Source organism: Thermostichus sp. MS-CIW-38 (assembly GCF_054058415.1).
On record NZ_JBSSAH010000001.1, the window covers coordinates 87585 to 113144 of the forward strand.

Below are 25560 nucleotides of genomic sequence, written 5' to 3' on the forward strand. Positions count from 1 at the left end.
GCGAACTATCCCTGCGGCACGGTTGCGACTTCTGGGTAAATGGTCAGGATCCCTTCGTAGAGGATTTGGCCGGGCTGCAACTCCAAGCGGTCGATGCGCACGCCGGGATCCAACTGAATGGGGAAATCGGCCAGGCCGGGGATGGGGATCTCTTGGCCTTCGCTCACCCAGAGGGGATTGACCAGCCGCAACCGGTTGGGACCTTGGGCTTCTAGGCCGGTCAGCACCGTCACCGGCGCTTCCACCCCTTCGGGAGTGGTCAGGTTGGCCTGGATGCGCAGCCGACCCTGTTCCAGCGTGACCTGAGGCTGGCGGATAAGAAAAGGCACCACTTGGCCCCCAACAGGCAACTGCACCTGGGCCTGAGCCAGTTGGGCTTGGATGAGGGGAGCCTGGAGGGTGCGGTTCAGGTCTTCCTCGGTAAGGCGCAAGCTCACCTGCACCGGCACAGGGGCCAATAGCCGCAGTGGGCTCCGTCCTTGGATGGCTTCGCCCACATTGAGGCGAATATCCTGGCCCTGCAGCCGCAGATGACTGATCTGAAAGCCTTGATAGCTGAGGTTGTCTCCCGACACCTGGGCCTGAGGGATCTGCCCATTCAAAATCTGGGCGTCAGAGCCGACAATTTGCACTTGCAGGTTATCGACCCTCTGCACCTCAGAACGGATCCAAGCCGCCACCAAAGGGCTGAGAAGGGATCCGGCAATTTGGGCAAATCCGGGCCAAGGCCAAAACATGGTGGGTAGGCTGAGCAGCAATGCAAACCCTAGCCGCTGCCCCGCTTGCGAAAGCCGTTGGCGGCGACAGGCTGCCGATTGGGCTTCGAGAGGAGACGGATCTGGAGCAGGCCGATGGCAAGACGTGAGCAGCACTGGATACCTCAGGAGCAACGACAAGCGATGGTTTCCACCCGAACTACGACCAGACTAGGGCAGGACTTCTCCGCCGAACAGAGGGATCCCCCGCACACTTGGAGAGGCTATCCATCCGTCAACTGCCACCAAAGATACCCCAGCCGCAGATAGTGCAGCCGTAGCCAGGGCAAAGGGAAAGAGCGGGGCGGCTGGCGAAACAGAGCGCTCATCTGAGAAGGGATCCCGGCAATCTCCTGGGCCAGCATTTTGCCCGCCCACACTGCTGTGGCCACACCGCTGCCGTGATAGGCCAAGCCGTACCACAGGCTGGGATCCGCCGGCGAAGGGCCGATGTGGGGGTGAAACTGTCGAGAAAGGCAGACCAGTCCATTCCAGGCGTACTCGATCTCCACCCCTTCCCAAGCAGGGAAAAGACGATAGAGCTGTCGGGTCATCCAAGCGCGCAACTGCCGTCGCTCCGTCGGGGTATCGCGGGTGCCGCCCCGCCCCCCAAACAGCAAACGCCCATCCGGCAGTAGGCGGTAATAAAACAGCAGCCGCCGCATGTCGTAGAGTGGCGTCGGATTCCACCACCCTTGCGCTTTCTGCTCCTGAGGCGTCAGAGGTCGGGTGACCAGGATGTTGGACAGTGCCGGCAGCAGGGATCCCGCCAGTTGGGGATACAGGGCCTCTGGGGTGTAGCCATTGGTGGCAATGACCAAGTGCCGAGCGCGCACCGTTCCTCCCGGCGTGTGACAGATGTGTTGGGATCCCACCTTTTCCCAGGCCGTGACCGGACTGCCGCTGTACAGCTTCGCCCCCCACCGGTGGGCCGCTTGGGCCAGTCCTTGGGTGAGCTTGAGGGGGTTGAGGCCAAACCCCACCCCGATGTGCAAAGCGCCGTGGTTCTCTTGGCTGTTGAAGCCGCGTTCCCGCAGCTCTTTGGGGTTGAGGAGCTGGGCCGGGTAGCCCGCCACCTGAGTACAGATCTGGTACTCGGCCTCTAACTCCGACCATGCCTGTGGACGATGGGCCACTGCATAGCAGCCCTGTCCCTGAGCCTCTAGGGAGAAGCCCTCGCTGGCCGCCAGCTCCTGAACGGTTTCCACTGCCTGCCATTGATCCCGGTAGTAGCGCTCTGTCTCCGCCAGGCCCACCCGCCGCACCATCTGGGTGTGGGTAAGGTGGCTCGACCCCACCCCGCAAAAGCCGCCATTGCGTCCCGAGGCCCCCCAACCCAGGGATCCCGCCTCCAGCAGACAAGCATGGATGCCGTGGTCGCGGGCCAGGTGCAAGGCCGTCGATAGCCCCGTCAATCCTCCCCCCACAATGACCACCTCCGCGCTCACCTGCTCCTGCAAAGGTGCCGGATGCCGCCAGCCGGGATCTGCTATCGTGCTGTCCCAGTAGCTGCCGACCGGACAGGCAGGATCATAGGTGCTGGCAGGATAAAGGGCCTTTCTCATACGAGCAATGGGAAGAACATCTTGCTGGGCAACGCCGAAGTGCTCCGCACCGCTGAGGCGACCGGTCGCAGGACAAGTGCTGAAGGGGATCCCCTTACTCCTGGGCAACGCTGTCGCAACCGGCAGCAGCGGCCTCCACATCGGCAGGGGTATTGCAGTCCAGGAAGATCTCAGGAGTGTAGAGCTCCACCTCCTGTACCCGCCTGCCCAGATCCTGCAACAACCGGCGCAGGCCCAGGGTTTCTTCTCGGAGATCCAACAGCTTTTCCCGCAAGCGCCTGTCGATCAGGGTAGGGTGCCCCCGTCGTCCTCGATGCACCGGCACAGTAGCCCAAGCGCGGTGGCGCAGATGGTACTCCAGCAAGCTGTGGTAGATCCACGCCGGGCGGGGCTGATCCACCGCCGAAATGGCCAGCACCTGAAAATCGGCAGGGATCCCTTCCACCCCTACCCGAATGGAGTGGGTCTTGCCCAGCTCAGGAGCCGGATTGACCAGCACCTCTGCCCCTGCCAAGTGGGGTTGGGCTGCCGCCAAATGCTGGGATCCCAGCACCACCCAGGGTTGAAACCCCGCCTGTCGCCACTGAAAAATCTGGTAAGAGAGCAGGGTTTGCCCGTCTTTCCAGGGCAGAAAGGCTTTCGGCTCTCCCATCCGTGTGGAAAACCCAGCCGCCAAGATCAGCGCATGCAGCTTCGGCTCATTTGCCAAGGAGCTTCACCAGCAGAATGCCAAACAAATATAGAAACGTCACAGCCCCGGCCAAAAGGCTCTGGGTAAGGGGATCCGTCGAGGGGGTGAGAATGGCCCCCGCCACCACCGCGCCCAGAACCACATAGCGCCAGCCCTTGAACATCTGCTCGGCAGTCACCAGCCCCAGCGCCCCCAGCAGCGCCTGCAAAATCGGCACCTGAAAGGCCAGGCCGGTACTGAACAGCAGCAGCAGCACAAACTCGAAGTAGCGGTCAATGGACCAAGCCTGATCCACCACCCCTTCGCCGTAGCGGATGAAAAAGTTAAGCGCCGCCGGAATGAGGAGATAGTAGGCAAAGACCAAGCCGGCCACAAAGAGAAGGCTGGATCCCAGCACCACCGGCCCCAGCAGCTTGCGCTCCTTCAGGCTCAGCCCCGGCAAGACGAAGCGGGCAATTTGGTAGAGCAAAAAGGGTGTGGCCAGCAATAACCCCGAGTAGGCCGCCACCTTCACAGAAACGAAAAAATACTCCCCCGGCGCCAGTTGCAAAAAGGTAACCCCCCGAGCGGGCACCTCCAGCAGGGCGACAATGCGGTTCACCACGGCAAAGCAAGCGATGATGCAGATCACCACCGCGATCACGCTGGCCAACAGGCGGCTGCGCAGCTCTTCCAAGTGCTCCATCAAGGTCATCTCGACCTCGTAGGGAAACTCCGGATCCCGCACCCGACCAGGCTCAGGGGCCGCCGCGGCTTGCTCCGGGGATTCGGTCTCAGAGGCAAGGGTCATGGGCCAAGGTGTAACGAAACGTTCCCCGCTATCTTAGCGCTGCCCCCTCTCCAGGGAAAAGCACTTGCCCAACACTCCTCGCCATTGGGCGGTGGCCCAAGCCCGTTAAGGGGATCCCGGGGCCTGAGCAGAGGGGACGGGGAAGGGGAGTGGCTGCAATTTCTAGCGCTTGCCCAAGCCCAGCGCCTTTTCCACCTGCTGGGCGGCATAGGCCATGGCAAAACAGCAGATGAAGTAGATTAGGCCGATAAAAAACAGCACTTCCCGCTGGGTGCCTAGCCAGTTGGGGTTAGTGAACACCACGCGCCCCGCCTGCAGCAGGTCGATGAGGCCGACAATGAACACCAGCGACGTGTCTTTGAAGAGAGTGAGGAACTCGTTCACCAGCGCCGGAACGGCTGCCCGCAGTGCCTGGGGCAAAATCACCAGAGCCGTCACTTGAAAGGGGTTCAAGCCGAGTGCCCGTGCCGCTTCTAGCTGGCCCAGCGGGATCGACTGCAGGCCGCCCCGCACGTCCTCGGCCACGTACACGGCTGTAAACAAGATGAAGGCCACCTCCGCCCTGATGATCAGGTTGACGCTGATCCCCCCCAGAAAGAAGGGCACCAACAGCCAGGCGGCAAACAGAATGGTGGTCAGAGGCACCCCCCGCACCAGCTCGATCACCAGCGTGCAGAAGATCCGGATTACCGGCAACGCCCGATTGGCCCGGCCCAACGCCAGCAACACCCCAATGGGGAAGCCGATGATCATGGCGGCTGCCGCCAAGATCAAGGTCAGCAGCAGTCCAGACAGTTGCTCAGCCCGCACTGCCGGCCAAGGGGGGCCCAGGTCGCCCAGCAGCAGCTGCAGACAGAGGGGCAAGATCAAGGCCCAAACCCAGATGGAAGCCAGCCGCCAGGATTCCCGTCCCCGACTGAGGGCAATAGCGGCAAAAGTCGCTCCAGAGCAAACCGCCAGCCACCCCTGCGACTGGGTTCCCAAAGGCAGGAACGCGGCTAAGCCCATAGCAGCTCCCAAGAGAATGAGGTAGTGCAGCAGCACACCGCCCCAAGCCCCCCCCGCTACCCCTAGGGTGGCCAGCACAATTCCCAACACCGCCCACACCCGCCACAGTTGGCTGCTGGGGTAGGTGCCGCTGGCAAAGATTTTGAGGTTGGCCGGGATCACTTCCCAGCGGGCTTGAGTGAACGCCCAGTTCCAGAACAGGGAAATTGCCCAGGCCAACACCAAGGCAGAGACCAAGGTGAGCAAGGTGCTCAGCCAGGAGTCGAACAGGTTGCGGCGCACCCAAGCCAGAGGACTTTGTTTCTCCCTGGGGGGGAGTACCTTTTCTTCTACAAGGGGAGAGGAGAGACTGCTGGGCATGGGTTAGCGCTCCACCAATTTGACGCGGGCATTGAGCCAGTTCATGCCGTAGGAAACCACCAGGTTAAAGGTCAGGTAGGTGGCCATGAGGATGGCGAACATCTCCACCGAGCGTCCCGACTGATTGATGATGGTGCTGCTGATGTTGAACAGATCGGAAAAGCCAACGGCAATGGCCAAGCTGGAGTTTTTGATCAGGGTGAGATACTGAGTGTTCAAGGAGGGGATCATGATCCGCAGGGCCTGGGGCACAATCACCAAGCGAAAGGTTTGCAGCTCCGACAGGCCGATGGCCCGGGCTGCCTCCCACTGCCCCCGCGGCACCGCCAAAAAGGATCCCCGCACCACTTCGGCGATATAGCAGCCGGTGTAGGTCACCAAGCCCAGCATCATGGCGGTAAACTCCGCCGAAAGTTGGATCCCGCCCCGGAAGTTAAAGCGCTCCAGTACCGGGACATCCAGCCGCACCGGCGGCTCTGGGAAGAGCACCCAGCAGGCCACCGCCAGCAGCGCCACCCCCGCAGCCACCCACAGGTTCCGCTGCCGGGATCCCAGCTCGGGTCGGCAGACTAGGAGCAGCTTGCGGATCCCCCACCCAGCCGCGATTACAATGGCCAGCGCGGGAACCAGCCAGCCGCTGGGATCCAACCCGGGCAGCTTCACTCCCCGCTGGTTGATAAAGACAAGCCCGCCGATGGAGAGACTGTTGCGCACCCCCGGCAGGGTGAGGATCACCCCCTGGTACCAGAAGATCACGATCAGCAGCACCGGGACATTGCGAAAGATCTCGGTAACAACGGTGGCCAGCTGGCGGGCCAGCCAGTTGCTGGAGAGGCGAGCCATCCCCAGGACAAAGCCCATCGCCGTCGCCAACACAATGCTGACTGCCGACAGCCAGAGGGTGTTCACCGCTCCCACCGCCAGAGCCTTCAGGTAGCTCTCGGAGGGGTCGTAGGGAATGAGCCCCTCGGTGATCCCAAAGTTGGCGGAGTTGCCCAGAAAGCGGAATCCCAAACTGATGCCCAGGCGGCGCAGGCTGGCGAGGAGGTTCTGAGCAAGGATCCCGAACACCAGCAGCACGGCCACGACAAAGGCCACCTGCAGCAAGAGCTTCAGGATACGCTCATCCCGCCACCAGGGGGGGCGAAGGTGGGGCTGGTCGGACAGAGAAGTCATGCGGGGCAAGCAAAAATTCAGAGCACAGCAGAGAATAGGGGATCCCTGGCCGGTACTGACCAACCGGGATCCCTAGGCCCGGATTCCGAATCAGCCGATCAGCGGAAAGGCGGCGCGTACTGGATCCCGCCTTTGGTGTAGGGCTGGTTCAAGCCCCGCGGCACGCCCAAGGGGGTCAGGTGGCGGTTGAAGATCTCGCCGTAGTTGCCCACCGCCTTGATGACATTGACCACCCAATCCGGCTTCAGGCCCAGCAGCTCTCCCAGGTTGCCTTCCTGGCCCAAGAAGCGGCGAATGTCGGGATCCTCGGACTTGAGGAACTCGTCCACATTGGCGCTGGTGATCCCCTTTTCTTCTGCATAGAAGAGGGCGTAGACCGTCCAGTTCATAATGTCGGAGAAACTCTCATCTCCGTGGGGAACCAGCGGCCCCAAGGGCTCTTTGGAGATCACCTCCGGCAAGATCACGTGGTCGTCGGGAGAAGCCAAGCTGGCCCGGCGGGAGATGAGGGCGCTTTGGTCGCTGGTGATGGCATCGCAACGGCCCTCTTCGTAGGCGTTGAAAGAGGAATCATCGCCGTCGAAAGTTACTGGCGTAAAGGCAATGCCACGGGCGCGGAAGGTATCCGCCAAGTTCAGCTCGGTGGTGGTGCCGGCAATCACACAGATGGTGGCCCCGTTCAGGTCTTCCAGCTTTTCCACCCCCAGCGACTTCCGCACCATAAATCCTTGGCCGTCGTAGTAGGTGGTGGGGCCGAAGGTCACCGCCCACTCGCGATCCCGAGTGAGGGTCCAGGTGGTGTTGCGGCTAATCATATCGACCTCGCCCGACTGAATCGCAGACTGGCGATTGGCCGCCGTCAGGTAGACGTATCGAACCTTGTCCGGATCTCCAAAGAGAGCGGCAGCTACTGCCCGGCAGATGTCGATATCAAAACCCACATACTTGCCTTGGTCATCCAGGTTGCCGAATCCGGGCAGTTGGTTGTTTACCCCACAGATCAACTCGCCCCGAGCCTTGATGCGGTCGGTGAGCGGCCCCAGCTGCGCCCAAGCAGGAAGGGACTGCAGGCCCATAGACAACGCCAGTGCCCCGGCCAAGGGAGCCAATCCGTTCAAATGCTTTATCCAGTTCATAAAATTACCCCATGTCAATCCTCAAGATCTTCGTCGTCAACAGTCGTTCATACACGGCACTTCAACCGAGATACCGTGCCATTGGGTTACACTCCTGCCACACCCCACACCCCATAGAATGGTTTGCCATAGGCGCCTACGATTTTCTCAAAGCCTTACATGTCAGGGCGTATGGAAATGTTGCAGAGGCTACGGTTGTGGCTCGGCCAGTTCTGCCATGGTACCCATGCCTGCTTTGGTGAAACTTAGGGAGTCACCCACCCATGCAAGGATCCCCGCACATAAGGTCTTCACTCTCTCCGCAAAGTGCAGCCAGCGCTGACATTATCCAATGCGAAGATGTTCACAAATGGTACGGCGATTTCCACGTCCTCAAGGGCATTACCACCCGCATCCGCCGCGGAGAGGTGGTGGTGGTCTGTGGGCCTTCAGGTTCGGGCAAGTCAACGTTTATTCGCACGTTGAACCGCTTAGAAGAACACCAGAGAGGGCGCATTGTGGTAGATGGCATTGAGCTAACCAGCGACCTGCGCAACATCGATGCCATTCGCCGCGAGGTGGGCATGGTTTTTCAACAGTTCAACCTGTTTCCCCATCTCACGGTTTTGCAAAATGTAACCCTTGGCCCAATCCACGTGAAAAAGATGAAAAAAAGTGAGGCGATAGAGCGGGCTATGGAACTGCTAAGCCGCGTGGGGATCGCCGAGCAAGCAGAAAAATACCCGGGGCAACTTTCGGGGGGGCAGCAGCAGCGGGTGGCGATTGCCCGCGCCTTGGCCATGAATCCGGCGGTGATGCTCTTCGATGAGCCCACCTCGGCCTTGGATCCAGAGATGATCAAGGAGGTGCTGGACGTGATGCGGGAGTTGGCCCGCTCGGGGATGACCATGGTGTGTGTAACCCACGAGATGGGCTTTGCCCGCGAGGTGGCGGATCGGATTATCTTCTTCGACCGCGGCAAGATCGTGGAGGAAAACACCCCCCAAGAGTTTTTCAGCAATCCGAAAGAAGAGCGCTCCCGCCTGTTTTTATCCCAGATCCTTTCCCACTAGCGAGTCCTTCAGAAGGGGGTGAGGCGTGCCAGAAAAGCCCCCTCCGGCTCTTGATAGACAATCTGCCCCTGCCAGCCGTTGGCGTGGGCACACTGCAGCAGGGTTTCCGGATCTACAAATAGCCAGGGAAAGGGATCCCCCCGCTGGCCGTTGTACTCGGCTACAAAGTTCACTACCTTGGCTTTTGCCTCGCTCCCTTCCTGCCAATCTTCTGAGCCACCTGCTTCGAGGTGGGCAGGAGCGGCCAGCTTGCCAGAGGGATCTTCCAAGTTTTCTAAACGCCCTCCCTCTTCTGCCGGCAGATTCCGCAGATCTGCGAGGTCGCTGGCATCGCTCAAATCGGTGGAATCCAGGAGCAACTGGCCAGTGGGCTGAACCCAGTGGCGAGCCAGGCGCAAAAAACGCTCCAAGCCCGACAGGGATCCCGCCAAGCCGACGCCATTCATCAGCAACAGCAGCGTATCGAAGGGATCCTCCGGCCCCGGCCAGTGGAAAAGATCGGCGGCAATGCGGCAGCGCACCCCCCGCTCTGCCATGATCTGCAACGCCACCGGGGAGCGATCCAAGGCAGCCACGGCCAATCCTTCCTCCTGCAGCAGCAGGCTGTGGCGGCCCGTACCGGCGCCGATGTCTAGCACCCGACCGCGGCATAGATCCAAAGCCATGGCCTCCACCTCCGGCAGCTCCTGGGTGAAGAACACCTCTGGGGAGACCACCTGGGGCTCTTCCGCCAACGGGATCCCCTCCAGGCCGTAGGCATGCAAGAGCAGGGATCCCTTGGCCTGTCCCCGATGCCAGTCCCACAGCGCTTGCTCCAAGGGATCCTGAAGTGGGTAATTCTCGACAGCCTTTATCATGGAAGGGGAAAGCTAAACCATTGACCCGATGGCCATCGTCGCCTTTCTTTACGGTGCCGCTATCGTCCTTTTGCTGATTGCAGCAGTGGTTTGGGCAACATCTCGGCAGTTCAATGTGGAGACCGAGACGCAGATCGGCACCTCGCCAGAAGAGCCCTCCGAGACCTCATCCGTTCCCATTTCCATTGTGGAGCAGCTAGAGCGTCAATACCGCAACAGCCCTTCCTACCGTCCCGATCCGTGACATACTCCCGCACTCATGCTGATGCATAGTCGGAGATCCTTAGAGATCCTTGGAAAGATGACTTTTGAGGATTCCTGAGGATACAAGCAGTGTCTTTGCTGGCCAAAAGCTAGCGTTTTCTCTCTCTATAGTGTGATATATGGTTGCCAAGTCTCCACCACCCATTGTCTACATTGCCTTGGGGCTATTGCTACTCTGGGGCGGTCATCGCGCTTGGCAGGCGGGCTATGTTCGCTGGCCGGAAAGCATTTCTCTACCGCCAGTATCGCTGCCAGGGTTGGGGGGTGGAGCACAAGATCTGCTCCTGACCAGCGGCGAGCGCACCTTGTTTGCCGATAGCAGTCCCGCTGCCGTTGCCGCTGCAGAGCTGTTGCGCCAAGGTAACCTCAGCGCAGCCATCCCGGTGTTGGAGATGGGGCTGCAAAGCAACCGCAACGACCCGGAAGCTCGCATTTTCTTGAACAATGCCCGTGCCCAGCAGCAGGGCAGTCCCTTGAGCCTGGCGGTGGTGGTGCCCATCTCCAGCAACCCCAACCGCGCCAAAGAGACCCTGCGCGGGGTGGCGCAAGCTCAGGAGGAGCTTTTCCAACAGGGGGGAATCGGAGGACGGCTGCTGCGGGTAGTGATTGCCGACGATGGCGACAACCCTGAGCGAGCAACGGCGGTGGCCAAGGCTCTGGTGAGCCAGCCCGAGATCTTGGGGGTGATTGGCCATAACACCAGCGACGCCACCCTGGCTGCAGCCGAGGTTTATCAGCCTGCCGGCTTGGCCATGATCTCCTCCACCTCCACCAGCACCCGCATCAGCATGCTGGGGGATGCCATTTTTCGCACCGTGCCCTCGGATCAAGTGGCCGGCACGCAACTGGCCCGTTATGCTCTCAACACGTTGCGGTTGCAAAGGGTGGCCATCTTCTACAACCCCAACAGCGCCTACAGCTCCAGCTTGCGCGATGCCTTTGCCTCCACCCTGACCAGCGAAGGGGGCATCGTGCTGGCGGAGTTCGACTTATCGGCGTCGGACTTCAACCCCCAGGCCAGCCTGCAAAGGGCCGTCGGCCAAGGATCCCAGGTAGCTTTTTTAGCTCCCACGGCTTCCGTAGCCGAAAAAGCGCTGGCCGTAGCCCGCGAGAACGCTGCAACCGGTAAGCCCCTTGCTCTTCTGGGCGGCGATGTGCTCTTCAGCCTCACCACGTTGCAAGACGGGGGAGCAGCGGTAGAGGGCTTGGTGGTGGCGGTACCCTGGCATCCTCAGGTGCCGCGCAACCGCGGCTTTGCCCAGGCGGCGGCTCAGCTTTGGGGAGGGCAGGTCAATTGGCGCACTGCTCTGGCTTATGATGCCACCCGGGTTTTCTTGCAAGCTTTCAGCCAAGGAGCCACCAGCCGCAACGCTGTGCTGGCCCGTTTGCAGGATCCCAACTTCCTCCTCCAGGACGGCGCTTCCGGAGAAGTGCGCTTCTTGCCCTCCGGCGACCGCAATGCTCCCCATGTGCTGGTGCAGGTTGAGCCCGGCAACCGCTCCGGTACCGGCTACGATTTTGTGCCTCTCCCCTAGGGATCCCGGCAGACGCTACAGTGGGGGATGCTCTCAATCTCCTCAGAATCGAATGGATCCCATGCCCACTCGGATCACAGCCTGCTTTCAGGCGCTGCGCAGCCGTGGTGAAAAAGCCCTCATCCCCTACCTCACCGCTGGGGATCCCAACTTGGAAACCACCTTTGAGGCTTTGCAGGTTCTGGATCAGAGCGGCGCCGATCTTATCGAGCTGGGGGTACCCTACTCGGATCCCTTGGCGGATGGGCCGGTGATCCAAGCAGCAGCCACCCGCGCCCTCAGTCGGGGAGTCACTTTGGGCGCCATTCTACAAGGCTTGCGCTGTCTCTCGCTGCAGGCCCCCCTGATCCTGTTCACCTACTACAACCCCATCCACCAGCTCGGCATCCCCAACTTTCTGCATCAACTGCGGCAGGCCGGCTGTGCCGGCTTGGTCGTCCCCGATCTGCCTCTGGAAGAGGCGGGATCCCTGCGACAAGCAGCCCAGGCCGAAGAGATCGACCTCATCCTGCTGGTGGCCCCCACCAGCCCCCTGGAGCGCATGCGCCGCATTGCCCAGCAGTCCAGTGGCTTTGTCTACTTGGTGAGCACTACCGGCGTTACCGGCGAACGGGCCACCCTGGAAAAGCGGATCCCGGCTTTGCTGCAGCAACTGCGCCAACAAACCCCCCTGCCGATTGGGGTGGGCTTCGGCATCTCCACTCCCGACCAGGCCCGCCAGATCGCTCTCTGGGGAGCAGATGCGGCGATTGTGGGCAGCGCATTTGTGCAACGGCTGGCCAAAGCCCCCACGCCTGAAGAAGGACTGCAACAAATAGCTCACTTTTGTCGAGCCCTCAAAGCGGCCCTGCAAGAGGTGACCACTCCAGAGTGTTAACTTCTGTTCAGGAAGGTGCCCACTCAGACTGCTTCCATCTCAAAACAAATGTTTACATTTTGTGAGCCAGCCCGCAGACCCATTTCCCCCCTGCTGCGCCCCATAGTCCAGGGATCCCAGCCTAGGCAGACATTTTGGGGTTGGTAGGTTTGCAAATCTTCACAAAACACTCATCCATCCCGCGATATAAAATTAGGCTGGATGCTCGGCTGTCTGAAAGTCGCAGAGGTTCTTGACCTATCTAAAAATTTAGGGGTTCGGTGGGGGGTCTGCTGCCACGGAATCCTTGATTTTTGGGGGTCAAAGAGGATCCCGCAAAAAAGCTTGGGATTCGGCTTTTGGGAGGTTCAGCCAGTCGCTCACCACTTTTTGGAAAGACCAGAAGGAGATCCATCATGCAAGATGCTTTTACCCGGGTGATCGCTCAGGCAGATGCACGCGGTGCCTTTTTAAGTGACCAAGACTTTGACCGTCTGGCGGCTTTGGTGGCAGAGGGCAACAAGCGCCTAGATGCTGTCAACCGCATGACCAGCAATGCCGCCCAAATCGTAACCAATGCAGCTCGCTCTTTGTTTGCTCAAGAGCCAGATCTGATCGCTCCCGGCGGCAATGCCTACACCAACCGCCGCATGGCTGCCTGCCTACGGGACATGGAGATCATCCTGCGCTACATCACCTATGCCACCTTGGCCGGGGATAGCTCTGTGCTGGAAGATCGCTGCCTGAACGGCCTGCGGGAAACCTACATTGCTCTGGGGGTGCCCACCACTTCTGTGGCCAACGGCATTGCTGCCATGAAGAAAGAAGCCCTGGCCAAGATCATGGATCCGAAAGGCATCACCCCTGGGGACTGCTCTGCGCTGCAAAGCGAAGTGGCCAGCTACTTCGATAAGGCTGCTGCCGCCATCGTTTGAGCTTTGGGTCGAAGCCAGCTTGGTCGTTCCTTTCAGAATTGAGATCCGTTAGATCCCTCATTTCTGATAGGCAGGTGGAAATCCAGTCCGCCTTTCCTACAGAACGTCCATTAACAACACAATCGATGAATTTAGGAGTTGCAAGGTGAAAACTGTCATCACTGAAGCGATTGCTGCCGCTGACAATCAAGGGCGTTTTCTGAATGCCAGCGAACTGCAGGCCGTGAATGGTCGTTACCAGCGTGCTGCTGCTTCTCTGGAAGCGGCCCGTGTCCTAACCAACAACCAGCAAACTCTGGTGCGGGAAGCGGTGCAGGAAGTGTTCAAGAGGTTCCCTTACCTGACTCAGCCGGGTGAAATGGGCCACGGCGATGTGTTTCAGGCCAAGTGTGCCCGCGACATCGGCTACTACCTCCGCTTCATTACCTATTCTCTGGTTGCAGGTGGCACCGGCCCCCTCGATGAATACCTGGTGGCCGGACTGCGGGAAGTGAACCGCTCCTTTAACCTCTCTCCCAGCTGGTACATCGTGGCTCTGCAGTACATGAAGAGCCGCGCTCTGGGCATGCTGAGCGGTCAAGCGGCCAACGAAGCTGCCATCTACTTCGATTACGCCATCAACGCCCTCAGCTAGGGGATCCCAGGGCAGAGATCCCTGCTTGTTGGGAGGGGACGATCTCTTTCTTTGTCTTCCAATTGTGTGTCTCTCCAGAGCAGGCGACGGCTCCAAAGAGGTCTATTCCACCTGTTTCCAGGTTGGTTTGGCGCCTTGGCTTCTCTTAAGCCGGTTGGGTTGGTCGCCTGCTCTCCAGTCTGGGGTAGTTAGCCTTTGGATTGTAGGCATTGCCCAACGGCAGCGTGCTGGTTCGCGAGAATAGCCGGTACGGCTTGTTCGCTGGTCAGTTTGCCTGTCTTCCAAACGAAGTCTCATAGATACCTGGGGAAAGCGATGTTTGGTCAAAGCACCACCAGCCCTGAAGCCCTGACAGAAGCCGGCAGCCGGGTTTACCGAGTTGAGTACACCGGTCTGCTCAACCCGCCCGATGCTCTGGCCACCTCTGCCAAAGTTCGCCGCAGCACCCTGAGCACCACCGTTCCCTACAGTCGGTTGTCTGCCGAGATGCAGCGCATTCTGCGGATGGGTGGCAAAATCGTGCAGGTCACTGCCTTGTCGGGAGCCAATGCCTCTCCCGCTCAGGGCAACGGCGCTGCTGAGTGAGGGAGGCCCGACGGCCGACTGAAGTTACCGGCAAGGTTGCCCAGGTGTCATGAACAGCTCTGCAACGGTTCGTATGGCATCCAACACGGCGGTGCTGCCGCAGCAGCTCACTTGGGAGCAGGCGATAGCCCGGCTGCAGGGGGATGACTTGCAAGATCGCTACTATGCTGCCTGGTACCTGGGCACAGTTCGGGATCCAAGGGGGGTAGAGCCGCTGCTTTTGGCGTTGCAGGATGAGCGGGATCGCACTGCCTTGGGGGGCTATCCTCTGCGCCGCAATGCCGCTAAGGCCCTGGGGCAAATTGGGGATGCGCGGGCCGTGCCCGGTTTGATCGAGGCGCTCACTTGTACCGACTTTCATGTGCGGGAAGAGGCTGCCTATGCCTTGGCTCAATTGGGGGACAAGCGAGCGGTGGATCCCTTGCTGGCACTGTTGCAGTCCCGCGAGCAGGAGCAGCCCTGGGAAGCCCTTATCGAGGCCTTGGGTCAGCTTCAGGCCACCGAGGCTGAGGCAGCAATCCGGCCCTTTTTGAACCATCCCTCTGAGCGGGTGCGTTCGGCAGCGGCTTGGGTGCTCTATCGCTTTACGCAAGCCGAGGAGCTGACCCAAATCCTGGTGGCGCTACTGGCCCACTCCAACTCCAGCCTACGACAGGCCGCTTTGTTCGACCTGGCCGAATCGGGATGGGTGGCGGGGGCGCCGCTGCTGGCCACAGCCGACGTGGCTCTCAACCTGCGCATCAATGCTCTGAAGCGGCTGTTCGATGTGGCGCTTCAGTTGGGGTGGGTGCCGCTGGCTCAGGTGACGGCGGTGATCCTGCCGCAACTGGAGAAGCTCTTCTAGGATCCTGGGGCGCTCAGTGCCTTTGATCAGCGGTTTCAAGTGTACCTTTGACTATTCGTTGCCTATGTCCTCCGCCTCGGCTGCTCAAGCGTTTCCCATTGCTGTGGCTCAACTGGCAGCAGAATTGGAGCAGGCCACGTCGCCTGAGGAATTGTTGCGGGTGGTGAGGGCGCTGGGCGCTTTGGGCCAAGTGGAAGGGATCCCCATCTTAATTCGCGCCTTTGGGTTTAATCGCCCTGCAGTTGGGGAGGCTGCTCTGGAGGAGGTGCTGCGCTTTGGGGAAGCCGCGGTGCAGCCCTTGCTGAGCCATATTGACGGTTTCGATTACGGGGCGCGGGCCTATTCGGTGCGGGCTCTGGCCCGTATTGGCCATGGGGATGCCTACCCCTTTTTGGCGGAAGCCATTGTAGCGGACTTTGCCCCCAGTGTGCGACGGGCGGCGACCCGTGGGCTAGGACGAGTGGCGGCCAAGCGGCCCTTGCTCGATCAAGAGCGAGCCTTGCAACTGTTGCGGCAATGTCTTGCCGATGCCGATTGGGGAGTCCGCTACGCCGCCGTTGGATCCCTGACGGACTTGGCTCGCCAGGGTGAACAATCTCTGCGCCCCTCAGTCGAGGCTGCGCTCCAGATGGCCCTGGAAGATGCCGATCCTCTGATCCCTCTCCGCGCCCAGATGAGCTGGCAGGAATTGGCTGCCGAGCCTTAGCTTCCCTGCCCCACTGTGTTTTTCTTAAGTTTTTCTCGTTTTTTTAGGAGCACCATCTATGTCCCTTCCGTTGCTTGCCGATCGCCCCACCACCCAAAATGAACGGGTGCCTCGCTACTTTGTAGCCAGCGACGAAACCCCGCCGGTCTACCGTCCTGACGACCCGACAGGAATTGACAACATCATTCGCGCCGCCTATCGCCAGATCTTCAGCGAGCATCTGATGCTGGAGAGCTATCGGCAAAAAGCTCTGGAATCCCAGTTGCGCAACGGGGCAATCTCGGTCAAAGAGTTTGTGCGCGGCCTGGGCAAGTCGGAGGTGTACCGGGATCTGGTCATGGTTCCCAACGACAACTACCGCTTCATCGAGGTCACCTTCCAGCGCTTTTTGGGTCGGCCCACCTACAGCCAACAGGAGCGCATCAAGTACTCCATCATCGTTGCCACCAAGGGGCTAGATGGCTTCATCGACGCTGTGGTGGATAGCGAAGAGTACAATGCCGCCTTTGGGGACGATGTGGTGCCTTACCAACGCCGTCGCCTGTCGGAAAAGCCCGCCAACCTGGTGACCCCCCGCTATGGAGCCCGTTGGCGCGATGTCTCCGGCGTGAAGCGCTCGACGCGGGAAGTGGTGCGCACCTATCGTCTCACCCGTCCTCCCAAAGCCGGGGATCCAGAAAACTTCCTCAACATGGCCCGCATGCTCAATCCCAAGCCGGCAGCGCGGCAAAACATCAGCGTCTTCGATCTGAAGATCCCGGACATGACCACCAGCCGCCGCTAGGACTGGGCAAGCTTCCGGGGACAACCCTTTGCGGGCTCTGCCGGGCCGATCGATCCGAGGCTGTTCGGGTGGGTCGGCTCGCCGCTGTGTTTGAGCAGGATTCGTTATAATCTGGGTGATGCTTCTTAACACTTGGGTCGCATGAAGAATCCGGTTGTGCAGGCTTTTTTTGTCGGCAAAGCTGTGGCAGACGTTCTGCGCGAGCGTTTGGAAAGCGCCCTCACCGATATTGCCGGGGAAGTGGGCAAGGTGTGGGCTGAGCTGCAGGAGGGCTGGCAAACCTTTGCCCAGGATGTCATGACCCGGGCTGAGGCAGAAGCATCCATGGCCGCCCAGGAAAGGGTGCCGCTGCCTTTCCAGACAGAAGATTTGCAGGCAACTCTGGACGACTTGCGGGCGGAAGTGGCGCAGCTGCGCTCCGAGTTGCAGAAGTACCGGAGTCGAAACGCTTGAACGCGAGCCTTTTGGGATCCCGGACTTCTTTGGGATCACAACCCGTCAAGCCCTATACCGCCTACCGCTGGGCCCGGGAGAACTATACTCGCCAGGGCCGCATGCTGGACATTTGGCGATTTGTGCTCACCTGGCTGTTTTACCTTTGGCTGGATCAGCAGGCTTGGAGCTATGGGGGACAACCCACGCCCGAGCGAAAGGCCAAGCGCCGCCGGGCCAGAGCCATTTGGATCCGCGAAACGCTGCTTAACTTAGGCCCTACTTTTATTAAAGTGGGGCAGTTTTTCTCCACCCGCGCCGATCTCTTCCCCTCGGAATATGTCGAGGAGCTCTCCAAGCTGCAGGATCGGGTGCCTGCTTTCAGCTACGAACAGGTGGCGGCAATTGTGCAGCAGGAGCTGGGCAGGCCGATAACCCAAATCTACAGCTACTTTGATCCCACCCCTTTGGCCGCTGCCAGCTTGGGGCAGGTGCATCGCGCCAAGCTGAAAACCGGGGAAGAGGTGGTGGTGAAGGTGCAGCGTCCGGGGCTGACCCGGCTGTTCACCATCGATTTGGAGATCTGCCGTGGGATTGCCGAGTTCTTTCAGTATCGCACCTCTTGGGGCGGGCCGGGCCGCGACTGGATCGGCATCTACGAAGAGTGTCGGCGCACCCTCTGGGAAGAGGTGGATTACCTCAATGAGGGCCGCAATGCCGATACCTTCCGTCGCAACTTTCGGGATATGCCGCAAATTGCTGTTCCCAAAGTGTATTGGCGTTACACCTCTCCTCGCCTGTTGACGTTGGAATACCTGCCGGGGATCAAAATCAGCGATTACGAAGCCTTGAGTGCGGCAGGGTTGGATCGCAAGGTTTTGGCTCGTCTGGGGGCAGAGGCTTATCTGCGGCAACTGCTCAAGGATGGTTTTTTTCACGCCGATCCCCACCCCGGCAACATTGCCGTGAAGCCCGATGGCACGTTGATCTTCTACGACTTCGGCATGATGGGCCGCCTGCGCTCCGATGTGAAAGAAAAGCTGATGGGCACGCTGGCAGGTGTGGTCTCCAAAAATGCCGATCGGGTGGTGGCCTCGCTGGTGGAACTGGGGGTGCTGGTGCCCACCGCCGATCTGGCTCCGGTGCGCCGCTCGGTGCAGTACATGCTGGATCACTTTATGGACAAACCCTTTTCCAGCAACTCGGGAGAAATCTCGGTGGCGGCCATTAGCGAAGACCTTTACGAGCTGGCCTACGATCAGCCGTTTCGTTTTCCGGCTACCTTTACTTTTGTGATGCGGGCCCTGACCACGCTGGAGGGATTGGGGAAGGGGCTGGATCCGGAGTTCGACTTTATGGAGGTGGCCAAACCCTTTGCGGAAGAGCTGATGAGTTTAAACGGAAGCAAGACTGAGACCCTCTTGGCCCAGGTTGGCCGTCAAGCGGCTGAGTTCACCAGCAGCAGTCTCAGCTTGCCGCGCCGGATCGAATTGACCTTGAGCAAGATAGAACAAGGGGAGCTGCGCCTGCGGGTGCGATCCAGCGAGACGGAGCGCTTGCTGCGCAAGCTGAACAACACCGGGCTGGGAGTCATTTACGGGGTGTTGTTTGCGGCCTTTTTTTTGAGCGCAACTCAGCTCTTTTTGGCCGGACATGCTACCTTAACGGTTATCACTTTGGTTTTGGCTGCCCTCGCTGCTCTTGCTTTAATCAGAGTACTCTTAAGGTTGAATCGGTCAGAGCGATTGATGTGATGCGACGATATGCCTGCGCTACGGATCCCGGCAAGATCCGCAGCAGCAATCAGGATGCCTACTACTGCGATCCGGAGGGACGCTACTTTATTGTTGCCGATGGTATGGGAGGACATGCTGCCGGGGCTACAGCCAGCCTGTTGGCTGTCGAGACCATCCGAGAATATCTGGATCGAGGCTGGAAAAACGTGCCGGCACCCCGGTTGCTCAGCGAAGCCGTAGAAGCAGCCAACAGTGCCATCCTCAAGGATCAGCGGGAAAATCCAGAGCGGGCAGACATGGGCACTACGGTGGTGGTGGCCATGGTGGATCCCAAGGGCAACTGCTGGAGTGCTCACATTGGCGATTCTCGCCTCTATCGCCTACGGGGATCCGAGATGCAGCAAATGACCGAGGATCACACCTTGGTGGCCCGCTCCATTCGACTGGGAGAGTTGACCTATGAGCAGGCCCGGATTCACCCTTGGCGACATATTCTCGAGCGCTGCCTGGGCCGACCCGATGCGGGGCCGCCTTCTGTGCAGCCGATTACAGTTTACCCAGGGGATCGCCTGTTGTTGTGTAGCGACGGCCTGACGGAGGAGTTAGACGACGAAGTGATCATCGAGTATTGCCTGCAGGTGGAAGATTTGGAGCAACTTCCCCTAAAGCTCATCGAGGCGGCCAAAGAGCGGGGCGGGCGAGACAACATCACAGTAGTGATTGCCGAATACGCCTAGTTTGCCCTCGGCTAAAGACGGTATTGGCGGTACACTTCGCTGGCCGCTCGGTGCAGCAGGGAGTGGCGATACACGAGGCGGTCGAGGTCTTTGCCGTAGCCGCCGCCGATGACGCAGGCGACAGGATAGCCCTGCTTTAGACAAGTGTTCAGCACTTGCATGTCCCGCCGAAACAGCCCCTGGTCGCTGAGGGCCAGCTTGCCCAAGAGGTCTTCTTCGTGGGGATCCACACCGGCATCGTAGAGCACCAGGTCAGGGCGCACCTGAGCCAACAGATCGGGCAAGTGGTCGGCCAAAGTCTGGAGATAGGCTTCATCTTCCATGCCTACTGGCAGGGGCACGTCCAGGTCGCTCTGTTGTTTGGTGGCGGGGAAGTTGGCCTCGCAGTGCATGGAAAAGGTGAACACCCGCGGCTCGGAGCGAAAGATCCAAGCAGTGCCATCTCCTTGATGGACATCCAGATCCACGATCAAGAGCCTTTGCACCAGCCCTTGCTGCAGCAGGACTTGGGCGGCAATGGCCAGGTCGTTGAAGATACAAAAGCCGGAGCCGTAGGCGGGGAAGGCATGGTGGGTGCCGCCGGCGGTGTTGCAGGCCAGGCCGTGGCGCAGGGCCAATTGGGCGGTCAAGACGGTACCCCCCACCGCTCGACAGGTGCGCTGCACCAGCTCCGGGCTCCAGGGCAGGCCGATGCGCCGCTGCAGCTTGGCCTCCAGGGATCCCTCACAGTAGGCTCTGACGTACTCAGGGGTATGTACCGACTCAATCCAGGCGAGAGGGGGCAGCTCAGGGTGGTGCACTTGCTGGGGGCGGATCACCCCTTCCCGCAGCAGCAGCTCTTGCAAGAGGCGAAATTTCGGCATGGGAAAGCGATGGCCCGGCGGCAGGGGGGCACTGTAGTCGGGGTGGTAAACAATTGGCAAAGACATCAAGGGCAACTGGATTGACGGCGGCGAGCATGGCCTATGACGGCTCCAGTGCTTATGGTAGAGGTAGCCCGCTCCTGCCGGATCCCTTCGAGACTCTTGCAAACCTGTTCTCCGTACCGCCGCGATTCCCTATGTTTACTGCGTCGGATCCCTTTTTGGGTCGCCTCTTGGCTCAGCGTTATCGACTCGTACATCTGCTGGGACAGGGGGGCATGGGGCGAGTCTATTTGGCTCAAGATTTGCTCTTTGGTGGGGTGGAAGTGGCTGTCAAGCTGCTTTCCCAGCCGGCAATGGATCGGCGCACCCGCCTGCGCTTTGAACGGGAAGCGAAAGCCTGCGCGGCTTTGGGCCAAAAAAGCCTGCACATTGTCAAAGTCAATGACTATGGCCTTACCCCCGATGAGGTGCCTTTCTATGTGATGGAATACCTGAACGGCCAAACCCTCAAGGATATTCTGGCCGCAGGGGCTTTGCCTTTGGAGCGCTTCTTCCGGCTGGCCCGCCAAATTGGCCTGGGGTTAAAGGCGGCCCACGAGGGGATCCTCATGGAAGGGCAACGGGTGCAGGTGATCCACCGCGATTTGAAGCCGGCCAATGTGATCGTGGTGGCCGATGACAGTTTTGGGGAACTGGCGAAGCTGGTGGATTTCGGCATTGCCAAGCTGCTCAACAGCCATGAATCTTTGAGCTTTACCCATGCCTACCTGGGAACGCTGGCCTATTCTTCCCCGGAACAGCTGGAAGGGTTGCCGCTGGACGCCCGTTCCGATATCTACAGCTTCGGGATCATGCTGTACCAGATGGTGTCCGGGGAGATGCCCCTCAAGCCCACCACCGAATCTTTCCCGGGCTGGTACCAGGCCCACCACAAGCACCGGCCCATCCCTCTAGAAGACTGGGGACTGAAGTTTCCGCTGCCCGCCGGTTTGTCTGACTTGATCCTCGGTTGCCTGGCCAAAGATCCTGCCGCCCGCCCGCAATCGGTGGCCAATGTGTTGGCGGAGCTGGAGCACATTCAAGCCAGAGCACAGGGATCTATTGCCCCTCAGGTCCCAGTCGCCTCGTCGGAAGAGGCTGCCTCTGGCCCACTTTCTGGAGGTCTCCCTGCCGCTGCGCCGTCCTTGGTTACAGCCGGTACTCTGCGGCTCAGGCCCCTGACGGCGGCCACGGAGGTCGAGAACGGGGGATCCCTGCTTTGGGTGCGCCTGATTCCCTTTCTGATGGGCGGGCTGCTGGGCTGGGTTTTGGTGAGTTGGCAATGGGGACAGTTGCTGCAGCGCCCCTCGGCCCCCCGTGTTTCCGGGCCAGGATCTCGTCCGGCAGTGGAAGATCCCATTGCCCCAGAGAATGCCCATCCCCTGTCTGAGGAGAGTGGTTCGAGCGAGGAGCCGCCGCTGGAGGGGATCCCTGAGTTCCTTGTTTTGGCTTCAGAGCAGAGCAAACGGCGGGACCCGGCACCGGAGCTGGAACCCTACACCCGGAGCGAGCCGGTGTTTCGCGCCTTTCCCTTGGAGACTTCCCGCGAGACGGTACGAGCCAGCCTGGGATCCCCCAACCAGCAGGGGCAGGGCGCTTGGCCCAATACCGTGTACGACCTGTACCGCTTTGGCGGGGTGAACCTGGGCCTGCTCTACGACGCATCCAGTCTGGCCCTGCGGCAAACCGAAGCTACCGTCACCGCTGGCGTACCCACCCCGCAAGTGGAAGGACTCTTGGAGGATATGCTGCAAGCCCCCTTGCCTGCTCAACTGCAGCGAGAACTGCAGGCTGTGCGCGAGGGACGTTCCGGGCGAGTGCAATTCCGCGTTGGCCCCTGGGCCGGCAGGATCGAACGCAACGCCCAAGGCCATCTTTACATGGCCCTCTGGGATCCCGCGCTGCCCAGCGGTGCTCCACCCCCTTCTCCTGTCTCCTCTCCCACCCTACCCCCGGCTGCCCCTGTTGCCCGGCCTCCCAAGGCCCGTAACCTCAATTCAGCAGCAGGCGGCCCTCTTCCCGGCCAGACCATGCAGGAGCTGCTGCGCCGTGCGCGCGAATTGCGGGGGGACTGAGCCATGTCTGCTTCTGAAGACAAAAAGCCGCTGTTGGGCACCGTCGCTCGCTTCTTCAAAACCCTGGCCAGGCCCTTCCCTATCGGGCCTACGGCTCTCCTCAAACCCCCCGAACCTCCTCCCCCCAAGCGCCCGGTGCGCCTGTGGATTACCTGCCCGGGAGAGCCCCCTCGAGTGGTTGCCCTGAAGGGATCCGACATTCTCGGTCGCAGCCAGACGGTGGCCACCATTCGCATCCCTGCCCCCGCGGTGAGCCATCTCCACGCCCACATCCGTCCCCGCCCGGATTGGCGCCTGCCCGGTCTGGGTTGGCGGATCCCGTTGCCCTCTATTCTCTACTGGCTGGGGTGGAATGCCGGTCGCTACCAGCTAGAAGATCAAGACTCGACCAACGGCGTTTTCCGCCTCAAACCCTTCGGTGGCGCCGAGCGGGTGCGCCGGGTGATCTTGCGCCACGGCCAGCAACTGAGCCTTGGCCCGCCTCGGGATCCGGAGAGCGTCTGGATTCAAGTGCTGGATCCACCCCCACCACAGGTGTATGGGGTGCGCGGCTGCCTCATCCTGATGGTAGTCTTGGGGCTGGGGGCGAGGATTTGGATCGGCCATGAGTGGAGCAAGTTCTCAGTGGAGCCACCCCTCTCCGCAGATCGCAACCCCCTGATCGTCCTGGCCGGGGATCAGCAGACGGAGCTGCGCCGCCATCAGGGGGACACCTACCGGGAGCTGCCCGACCTGGAAGCTTTTGGGCCGATTTTGCCCAAGGTGGTGGTCGCCGCCGAAGATCACCGCTTTTACTCCCACTTTGGGGTGGATCTGCTGGGCATTGCCCGCGCCTTCTGGGTGAACCTGCGCTCAGGGGAGGTGCAGCAGGGGGGCAGCTCCATCAGCCAACAACTGGCCCGCACCGTGCTGCGGGACTACACCGGCTCCGGCAACACCTTCGGGCGCAAGCTGCGGGAGGCCGTCGCTGCCCTGAAGCTGGAACAGCGCTACAGCAAAGACGAAATCCTCGCTCTCTACCTCAACAATGTTTACCTGGGCAACGGCATCTACGGCTTTGAGACTGCTGCCCAGTTCTATTTCGGGATCCCAAGCCGCCAGCTCAGCCTTTCCGAAGCTGCGACTCTGGCGGCCATTTTGCCCGCGCCCAACGCCTTTAACCCTGTCGCCAACTATGATGCCGCCGTTCGGGGCCGGGATCGGGTGTTGGATCGCCTGAGCGAGCTGAAAGTCTTCCCCGAAGAGGAGATTCGGCGGGCCCGGCGCAGTCGCCTCACCCTCAACCCCAATTTGCGCTCCCAAACCTCGACAGTTGCTCCCTACTTTTACAGTGCCGTCTTCCAGGAGCTGCGGCAGCTCTTGGGCCAAGACCTCTCGGCAGAGGGCAACTTCATCATCGAAACCACGGTGCATCTGCCCTACCAGCGTTTGGCAGAGCAAGTCCTGGCCCAAACTGTGCGCGAGTCGGGATCCCGCTTGGGCTTCAGCCAAGGCGCTTTGGTCAGTCTCGACAGCCGCAACGGCGAAGTGCTGGCTTTGGTGGGCGGGATCGACTACGACGCCAGCCCCTTCAACCGGGCTACCCAAGCTCAAAGGCAGCCGGGCTCCACCTTCAAAGTGTTCACCTATGCGGCTGCCCTCACCCAGGGGATCCCTCTCTCCCAAGTGTTGTCTTGCGAGCCCCTCACCTGGGGCAACCTCACCTTTCGCGGCTGTCGCTCGGGATCGGCCCCTATGGATTTGGCCCGCGGCCTGATCCTCTCCGAAAACGTGATTGCCCTGCGGTTGGCCCAACAAGTCGGTCTAGAGCAAGTGGTGGCGATGGCGCGGCAAATGGGCATCCAATCGCCGTTGCAACCCTATCCTTCTATGGTGATTGGCACCATGGAGGTGAACTTGCTGGAGTTGACAGCAGCCTTCACTCCTTTTGCCAATCGTGGCCTTTGGTCAAGGCCCCACACCATCCGCCGCATCTTGGATAGCAGCGATTGCGCCAACCCCAACGACTTTCGCACCTGCCGCGAGATTTACCCTGGTCGGGAGGATCCCCGCTCTCAGCGACTTGTCTTACCAGAAACCGTCGCCCAACAGATGACAGCCGTACTGCAAGGGGTGATCAGCTCCGGCACCGGCACTGCTGCCCGGCTCGGCATTGGAGAAGCCGGTAAAACCGGCACCACCACCGCCAACAAGGATCTGCTCTTTATCGGCTACACGCCCAACCCTCCCCTGGTGACCGGCATTTGGCTGGGCAATGATGACTCTAGCCCAACACGAGGAAGCAGCAGCATAGCCGCTCAAACTTGGGGAAATTACATGAGACAAGTCATTACCAATAGTTTGACGATGGTTCAATAGAGCAACTCCGAGAGCAGCCTTGGCAATTGGCAACCCCAAATCCTGACAACCCGACAGAAAACTCTCCTGCATCCCAAGTGAGAAATGCCTAATAACCAGTTTGGCCGTACCCCTCAATAAACCCACAATCTATGTTCACCCACTTTCTCAGCGCAGATCTCGGCCAAAGGGCAACAACGACAAAATAATTAACTTCATGTGTTGTTTGGCAAAGGGGATCCCAACAATGGTGATTGCCAGAATCACAGCCCAGAAGAGATGGTTAAGCACCAACGGCCAGCCAAACAGCAATAGCCAGATGACGTTAAAGATCAGCAGCAGCGGGCTGTTGGCATCGGGATACTCCACCACTTCCTTTCCGAAGGGGGCAAGCACTGCAAACCCCAGTTTGATGCTCTGCCAGCCAAAGGGAATGCCGATGATTGTCAGCTAGAAATTGCAGGAGCCCCGCACTGTACCCGTAGGGTCGGTGTCGGGAGGAATGCTATAATAATACTGCGGACACCAGAAACGGCTGTTTAGGGCACTGGTAACGGTCGATTGGGGGTGCTGTAAACCACCCCAGAGGCTCGTGGTTGGCTTGCTAACTGCAGGGCTACTAAAAGCCCGCTCCGTACCGCCTAGCGGTTGGTGTCGGGTAGTTTACGCAAAGGCTCAGTCCTCTAAGATGTAGCCCAAACCTGTCAGCTAGAAATTGCAGGGTACAAGAGCAGAACTAGCCTTCCTGTTCGACATCCATACTCTAACCAGCTGTTGGCCAAGACTGGGATCCCAAAATCTGCTT

General features: G+C 60.2%; 24 protein-coding genes and 1 pseudogene. 15 read left to right on the top strand and 10 right to left on the bottom strand.

All coding sequences use genetic code 11. The features are described from left to right. Positions 1-5: 5 nt before the first annotated feature. From ACVWXZ_RS00415 to ACVWXZ_RS00445, 7 genes are all read right to left on the bottom strand, one after another. Positions 6-896 carry an LmeA family phospholipid-binding protein gene (locus ACVWXZ_RS00415; RefSeq protein ID WP_457481995.1) on the bottom strand — a complete coding sequence of 297 codons (891 nt, stop codon included), beginning with the start codon at positions 894-896 and terminating at the stop codon, positions 6-8. An 83-nt stretch (positions 897-979) separates the two neighbouring features. Beyond that, the gene (locus ACVWXZ_RS00420) at positions 980-2461 is read right to left on the bottom strand and encodes an NAD(P)/FAD-dependent oxidoreductase (protein WP_457481996.1); all 1482 of its coding nucleotides are present in this window, start codon (positions 2459-2461) and stop codon (positions 980-982) included. Then, the gene (locus ACVWXZ_RS00425; protein ID WP_414356388.1) at positions 2415-3029 is read right to left on the bottom strand and encodes a nucleotidyltransferase family protein; all 615 of its coding nucleotides are present in this window, start codon (positions 3027-3029) and stop codon (positions 2415-2417) included. Before ACVWXZ_RS00425 ends, ACVWXZ_RS00420 begins: the two co-directional genes overlap by 47 nt. Further along, positions 3019-3801 (bottom strand): twin-arginine translocase subunit TatC, encoded by a 783-nt coding sequence (gene tatC / locus ACVWXZ_RS00430; RefSeq protein ID WP_457481997.1) that lies wholly within the window; start codon positions 3799-3801, stop codon positions 3019-3021. Before tatC ends, ACVWXZ_RS00425 begins: the two co-directional genes overlap by 11 nt. Before the next feature lie 162 nt (positions 3802-3963). Continuing rightward, on the bottom strand, positions 3964-5169 hold the full coding sequence (locus tag ACVWXZ_RS00435) for an amino acid ABC transporter permease (RefSeq protein WP_414399846.1): 1206 nt from the start codon (positions 5167-5169) through the stop codon (positions 3964-3966). A 3-nt stretch (positions 5170-5172) separates the two neighbouring features. Then, complete coding sequence (locus ACVWXZ_RS00440; RefSeq protein WP_457481998.1) at positions 5173-6345, bottom strand: amino acid ABC transporter permease; 1173 nt, start codon at positions 6343-6345, stop codon at positions 5173-5175. Between the two features lie 98 nt (positions 6346-6443). Continuing rightward, positions 6444-7481, bottom strand: coding sequence for an amino acid ABC transporter substrate-binding protein (locus ACVWXZ_RS00445; RefSeq protein WP_011430144.1), 1038 nt, complete (start codon positions 7479-7481; stop codon positions 6444-6446). A gap of 263 nt (positions 7482-7744) precedes the next feature. On the opposite strand from ACVWXZ_RS00445, the gene ACVWXZ_RS00450 reads away from it, so the two are divergent. Beyond that, positions 7745-8533: an amino acid ABC transporter ATP-binding protein gene (locus ACVWXZ_RS00450; RefSeq protein ID WP_011432567.1), complete on the top strand. Its 789-nt coding sequence runs from the start codon at positions 7745-7747 to the stop codon at positions 8531-8533. Positions 8534-8541: 8 nt separating this feature from the next. Here the strand turns inward: ACVWXZ_RS00450 and ACVWXZ_RS00455 are convergent, their stop codons facing one another. Next, a complete protein-coding gene (locus ACVWXZ_RS00455; RefSeq protein ID WP_457402156.1) occupies positions 8542-9390 on the bottom strand; it encodes a class I SAM-dependent methyltransferase in 849 nt (282 codons plus the stop codon). Between the two features lie 28 nt (positions 9391-9418). Between ACVWXZ_RS00455 and ACVWXZ_RS00460 the strand changes: the two genes are divergently transcribed. The 12 genes from ACVWXZ_RS00460 (at position 9419) to ACVWXZ_RS00515 (ending at position 19438) form a co-directional block, all read left to right on the top strand. Continuing rightward, positions 9419-9634, top strand: coding sequence for a hypothetical protein (locus ACVWXZ_RS00460; protein WP_011430147.1), 216 nt, complete (start codon positions 9419-9421; stop codon positions 9632-9634). A gap of 139 nt (positions 9635-9773) precedes the next feature. After that, entirely contained in the window at positions 9774-11189 is a 1416-nt protein-coding gene (locus tag ACVWXZ_RS00465) for an ABC transporter substrate-binding protein (RefSeq protein WP_457402158.1), read from the top strand. Between the two features lie 61 nt (positions 11190-11250). After that, on the top strand, positions 11251-12066 hold the full coding sequence (gene trpA, locus ACVWXZ_RS00470) for a tryptophan synthase subunit alpha (RefSeq protein WP_457439239.1): 816 nt from the start codon (positions 11251-11253) through the stop codon (positions 12064-12066). Positions 12067-12461: 395 nt separating this feature from the next. Then, positions 12462-12980 carry a phycocyanin subunit beta gene (locus ACVWXZ_RS00475; protein ID WP_011432573.1) on the top strand — a complete coding sequence of 173 codons (519 nt, stop codon included), beginning with the start codon at positions 12462-12464 and terminating at the stop codon, positions 12978-12980. 145 nt (positions 12981-13125) lie between these two features. Next, on the top strand, positions 13126-13614 hold the full coding sequence (locus ACVWXZ_RS00480; RefSeq protein ID WP_011432574.1) for a globin family protein: 489 nt from the start codon (positions 13126-13128) through the stop codon (positions 13612-13614). A 315-nt stretch (positions 13615-13929) separates the two neighbouring features. Beyond that, positions 13930-14199, top strand: a complete 270-nt coding sequence (locus ACVWXZ_RS00485; protein WP_011432575.1) for a phycobilisome linker polypeptide — start codon at positions 13930-13932, stop codon at positions 14197-14199. A 73-nt stretch (positions 14200-14272) separates the two neighbouring features. Then, the gene (locus ACVWXZ_RS00490) at positions 14273-15043 is read left to right on the top strand and encodes a HEAT repeat domain-containing protein (protein ID WP_041436319.1); all 771 of its coding nucleotides are present in this window, start codon (positions 14273-14275) and stop codon (positions 15041-15043) included. 64 nt (positions 15044-15107) lie between these two features. Next, positions 15108-15749, top strand: coding sequence for a HEAT repeat domain-containing protein (locus ACVWXZ_RS00495; protein ID WP_414329023.1), 642 nt, complete (start codon positions 15108-15110; stop codon positions 15747-15749). A 58-nt stretch (positions 15750-15807) separates the two neighbouring features. Next, a complete protein-coding gene (locus tag ACVWXZ_RS00500) occupies positions 15808-16533 on the top strand; it encodes a phycobilisome rod-core linker polypeptide (protein WP_457402163.1) in 726 nt (241 codons plus the stop codon). 141 nt (positions 16534-16674) lie between these two features. Further along, entirely contained in the window at positions 16675-16986 is a 312-nt protein-coding gene (locus tag ACVWXZ_RS00505; protein WP_414343148.1) for a DUF6825 family protein, read from the top strand. A 29-nt stretch (positions 16987-17015) separates the two neighbouring features. Beyond that, the gene (locus ACVWXZ_RS00510; RefSeq protein WP_457402165.1) at positions 17016-18719 is read left to right on the top strand and encodes an ABC1 kinase family protein; all 1704 of its coding nucleotides are present in this window, start codon (positions 17016-17018) and stop codon (positions 18717-18719) included. Next, positions 18719-19438 carry a PP2C family protein-serine/threonine phosphatase gene (locus ACVWXZ_RS00515; protein WP_011432581.1) on the top strand — a complete coding sequence of 240 codons (720 nt, stop codon included), beginning with the start codon at positions 18719-18721 and terminating at the stop codon, positions 19436-19438. The genes ACVWXZ_RS00510 and ACVWXZ_RS00515 overlap by 1 nt, the downstream gene beginning before the upstream one ends. A gap of 11 nt (positions 19439-19449) precedes the next feature. Here ACVWXZ_RS00515 and ACVWXZ_RS00520 read toward each other — a convergent pair whose 3' ends face one another. Next, complete coding sequence (locus tag ACVWXZ_RS00520; RefSeq protein ID WP_457481999.1) at positions 19450-20367, bottom strand: histone deacetylase family protein; 918 nt, start codon at positions 20365-20367, stop codon at positions 19450-19452. 131 nt (positions 20368-20498) lie between these two features. Here ACVWXZ_RS00520 and ACVWXZ_RS00525 point away from each other — a divergent pair, with 131 nt between their 5' ends. Together ACVWXZ_RS00525 and ACVWXZ_RS00530 are read left to right on the top strand one after the other, a co-directional pair. After that, entirely contained in the window at positions 20499-22418 is a 1920-nt protein-coding gene (locus ACVWXZ_RS00525) for a serine/threonine-protein kinase (protein ID WP_457402167.1), read from the top strand. 3 nt (positions 22419-22421) lie between these two features. Then, complete coding sequence (locus ACVWXZ_RS00530) at positions 22422-24776, top strand: transglycosylase domain-containing protein (protein ID WP_457482000.1); 2355 nt, start codon at positions 22422-22424, stop codon at positions 24774-24776. Positions 24777-24923: 147 nt separating this feature from the next. Here ACVWXZ_RS00530 and ACVWXZ_RS00535 read toward each other — a convergent pair. After that, positions 24924-25205: pseudogene (locus ACVWXZ_RS00535) on the bottom strand (YccF domain-containing protein); the annotation flags it as partial. Positions 25206-25560: the final 355 nt, after the last annotated feature.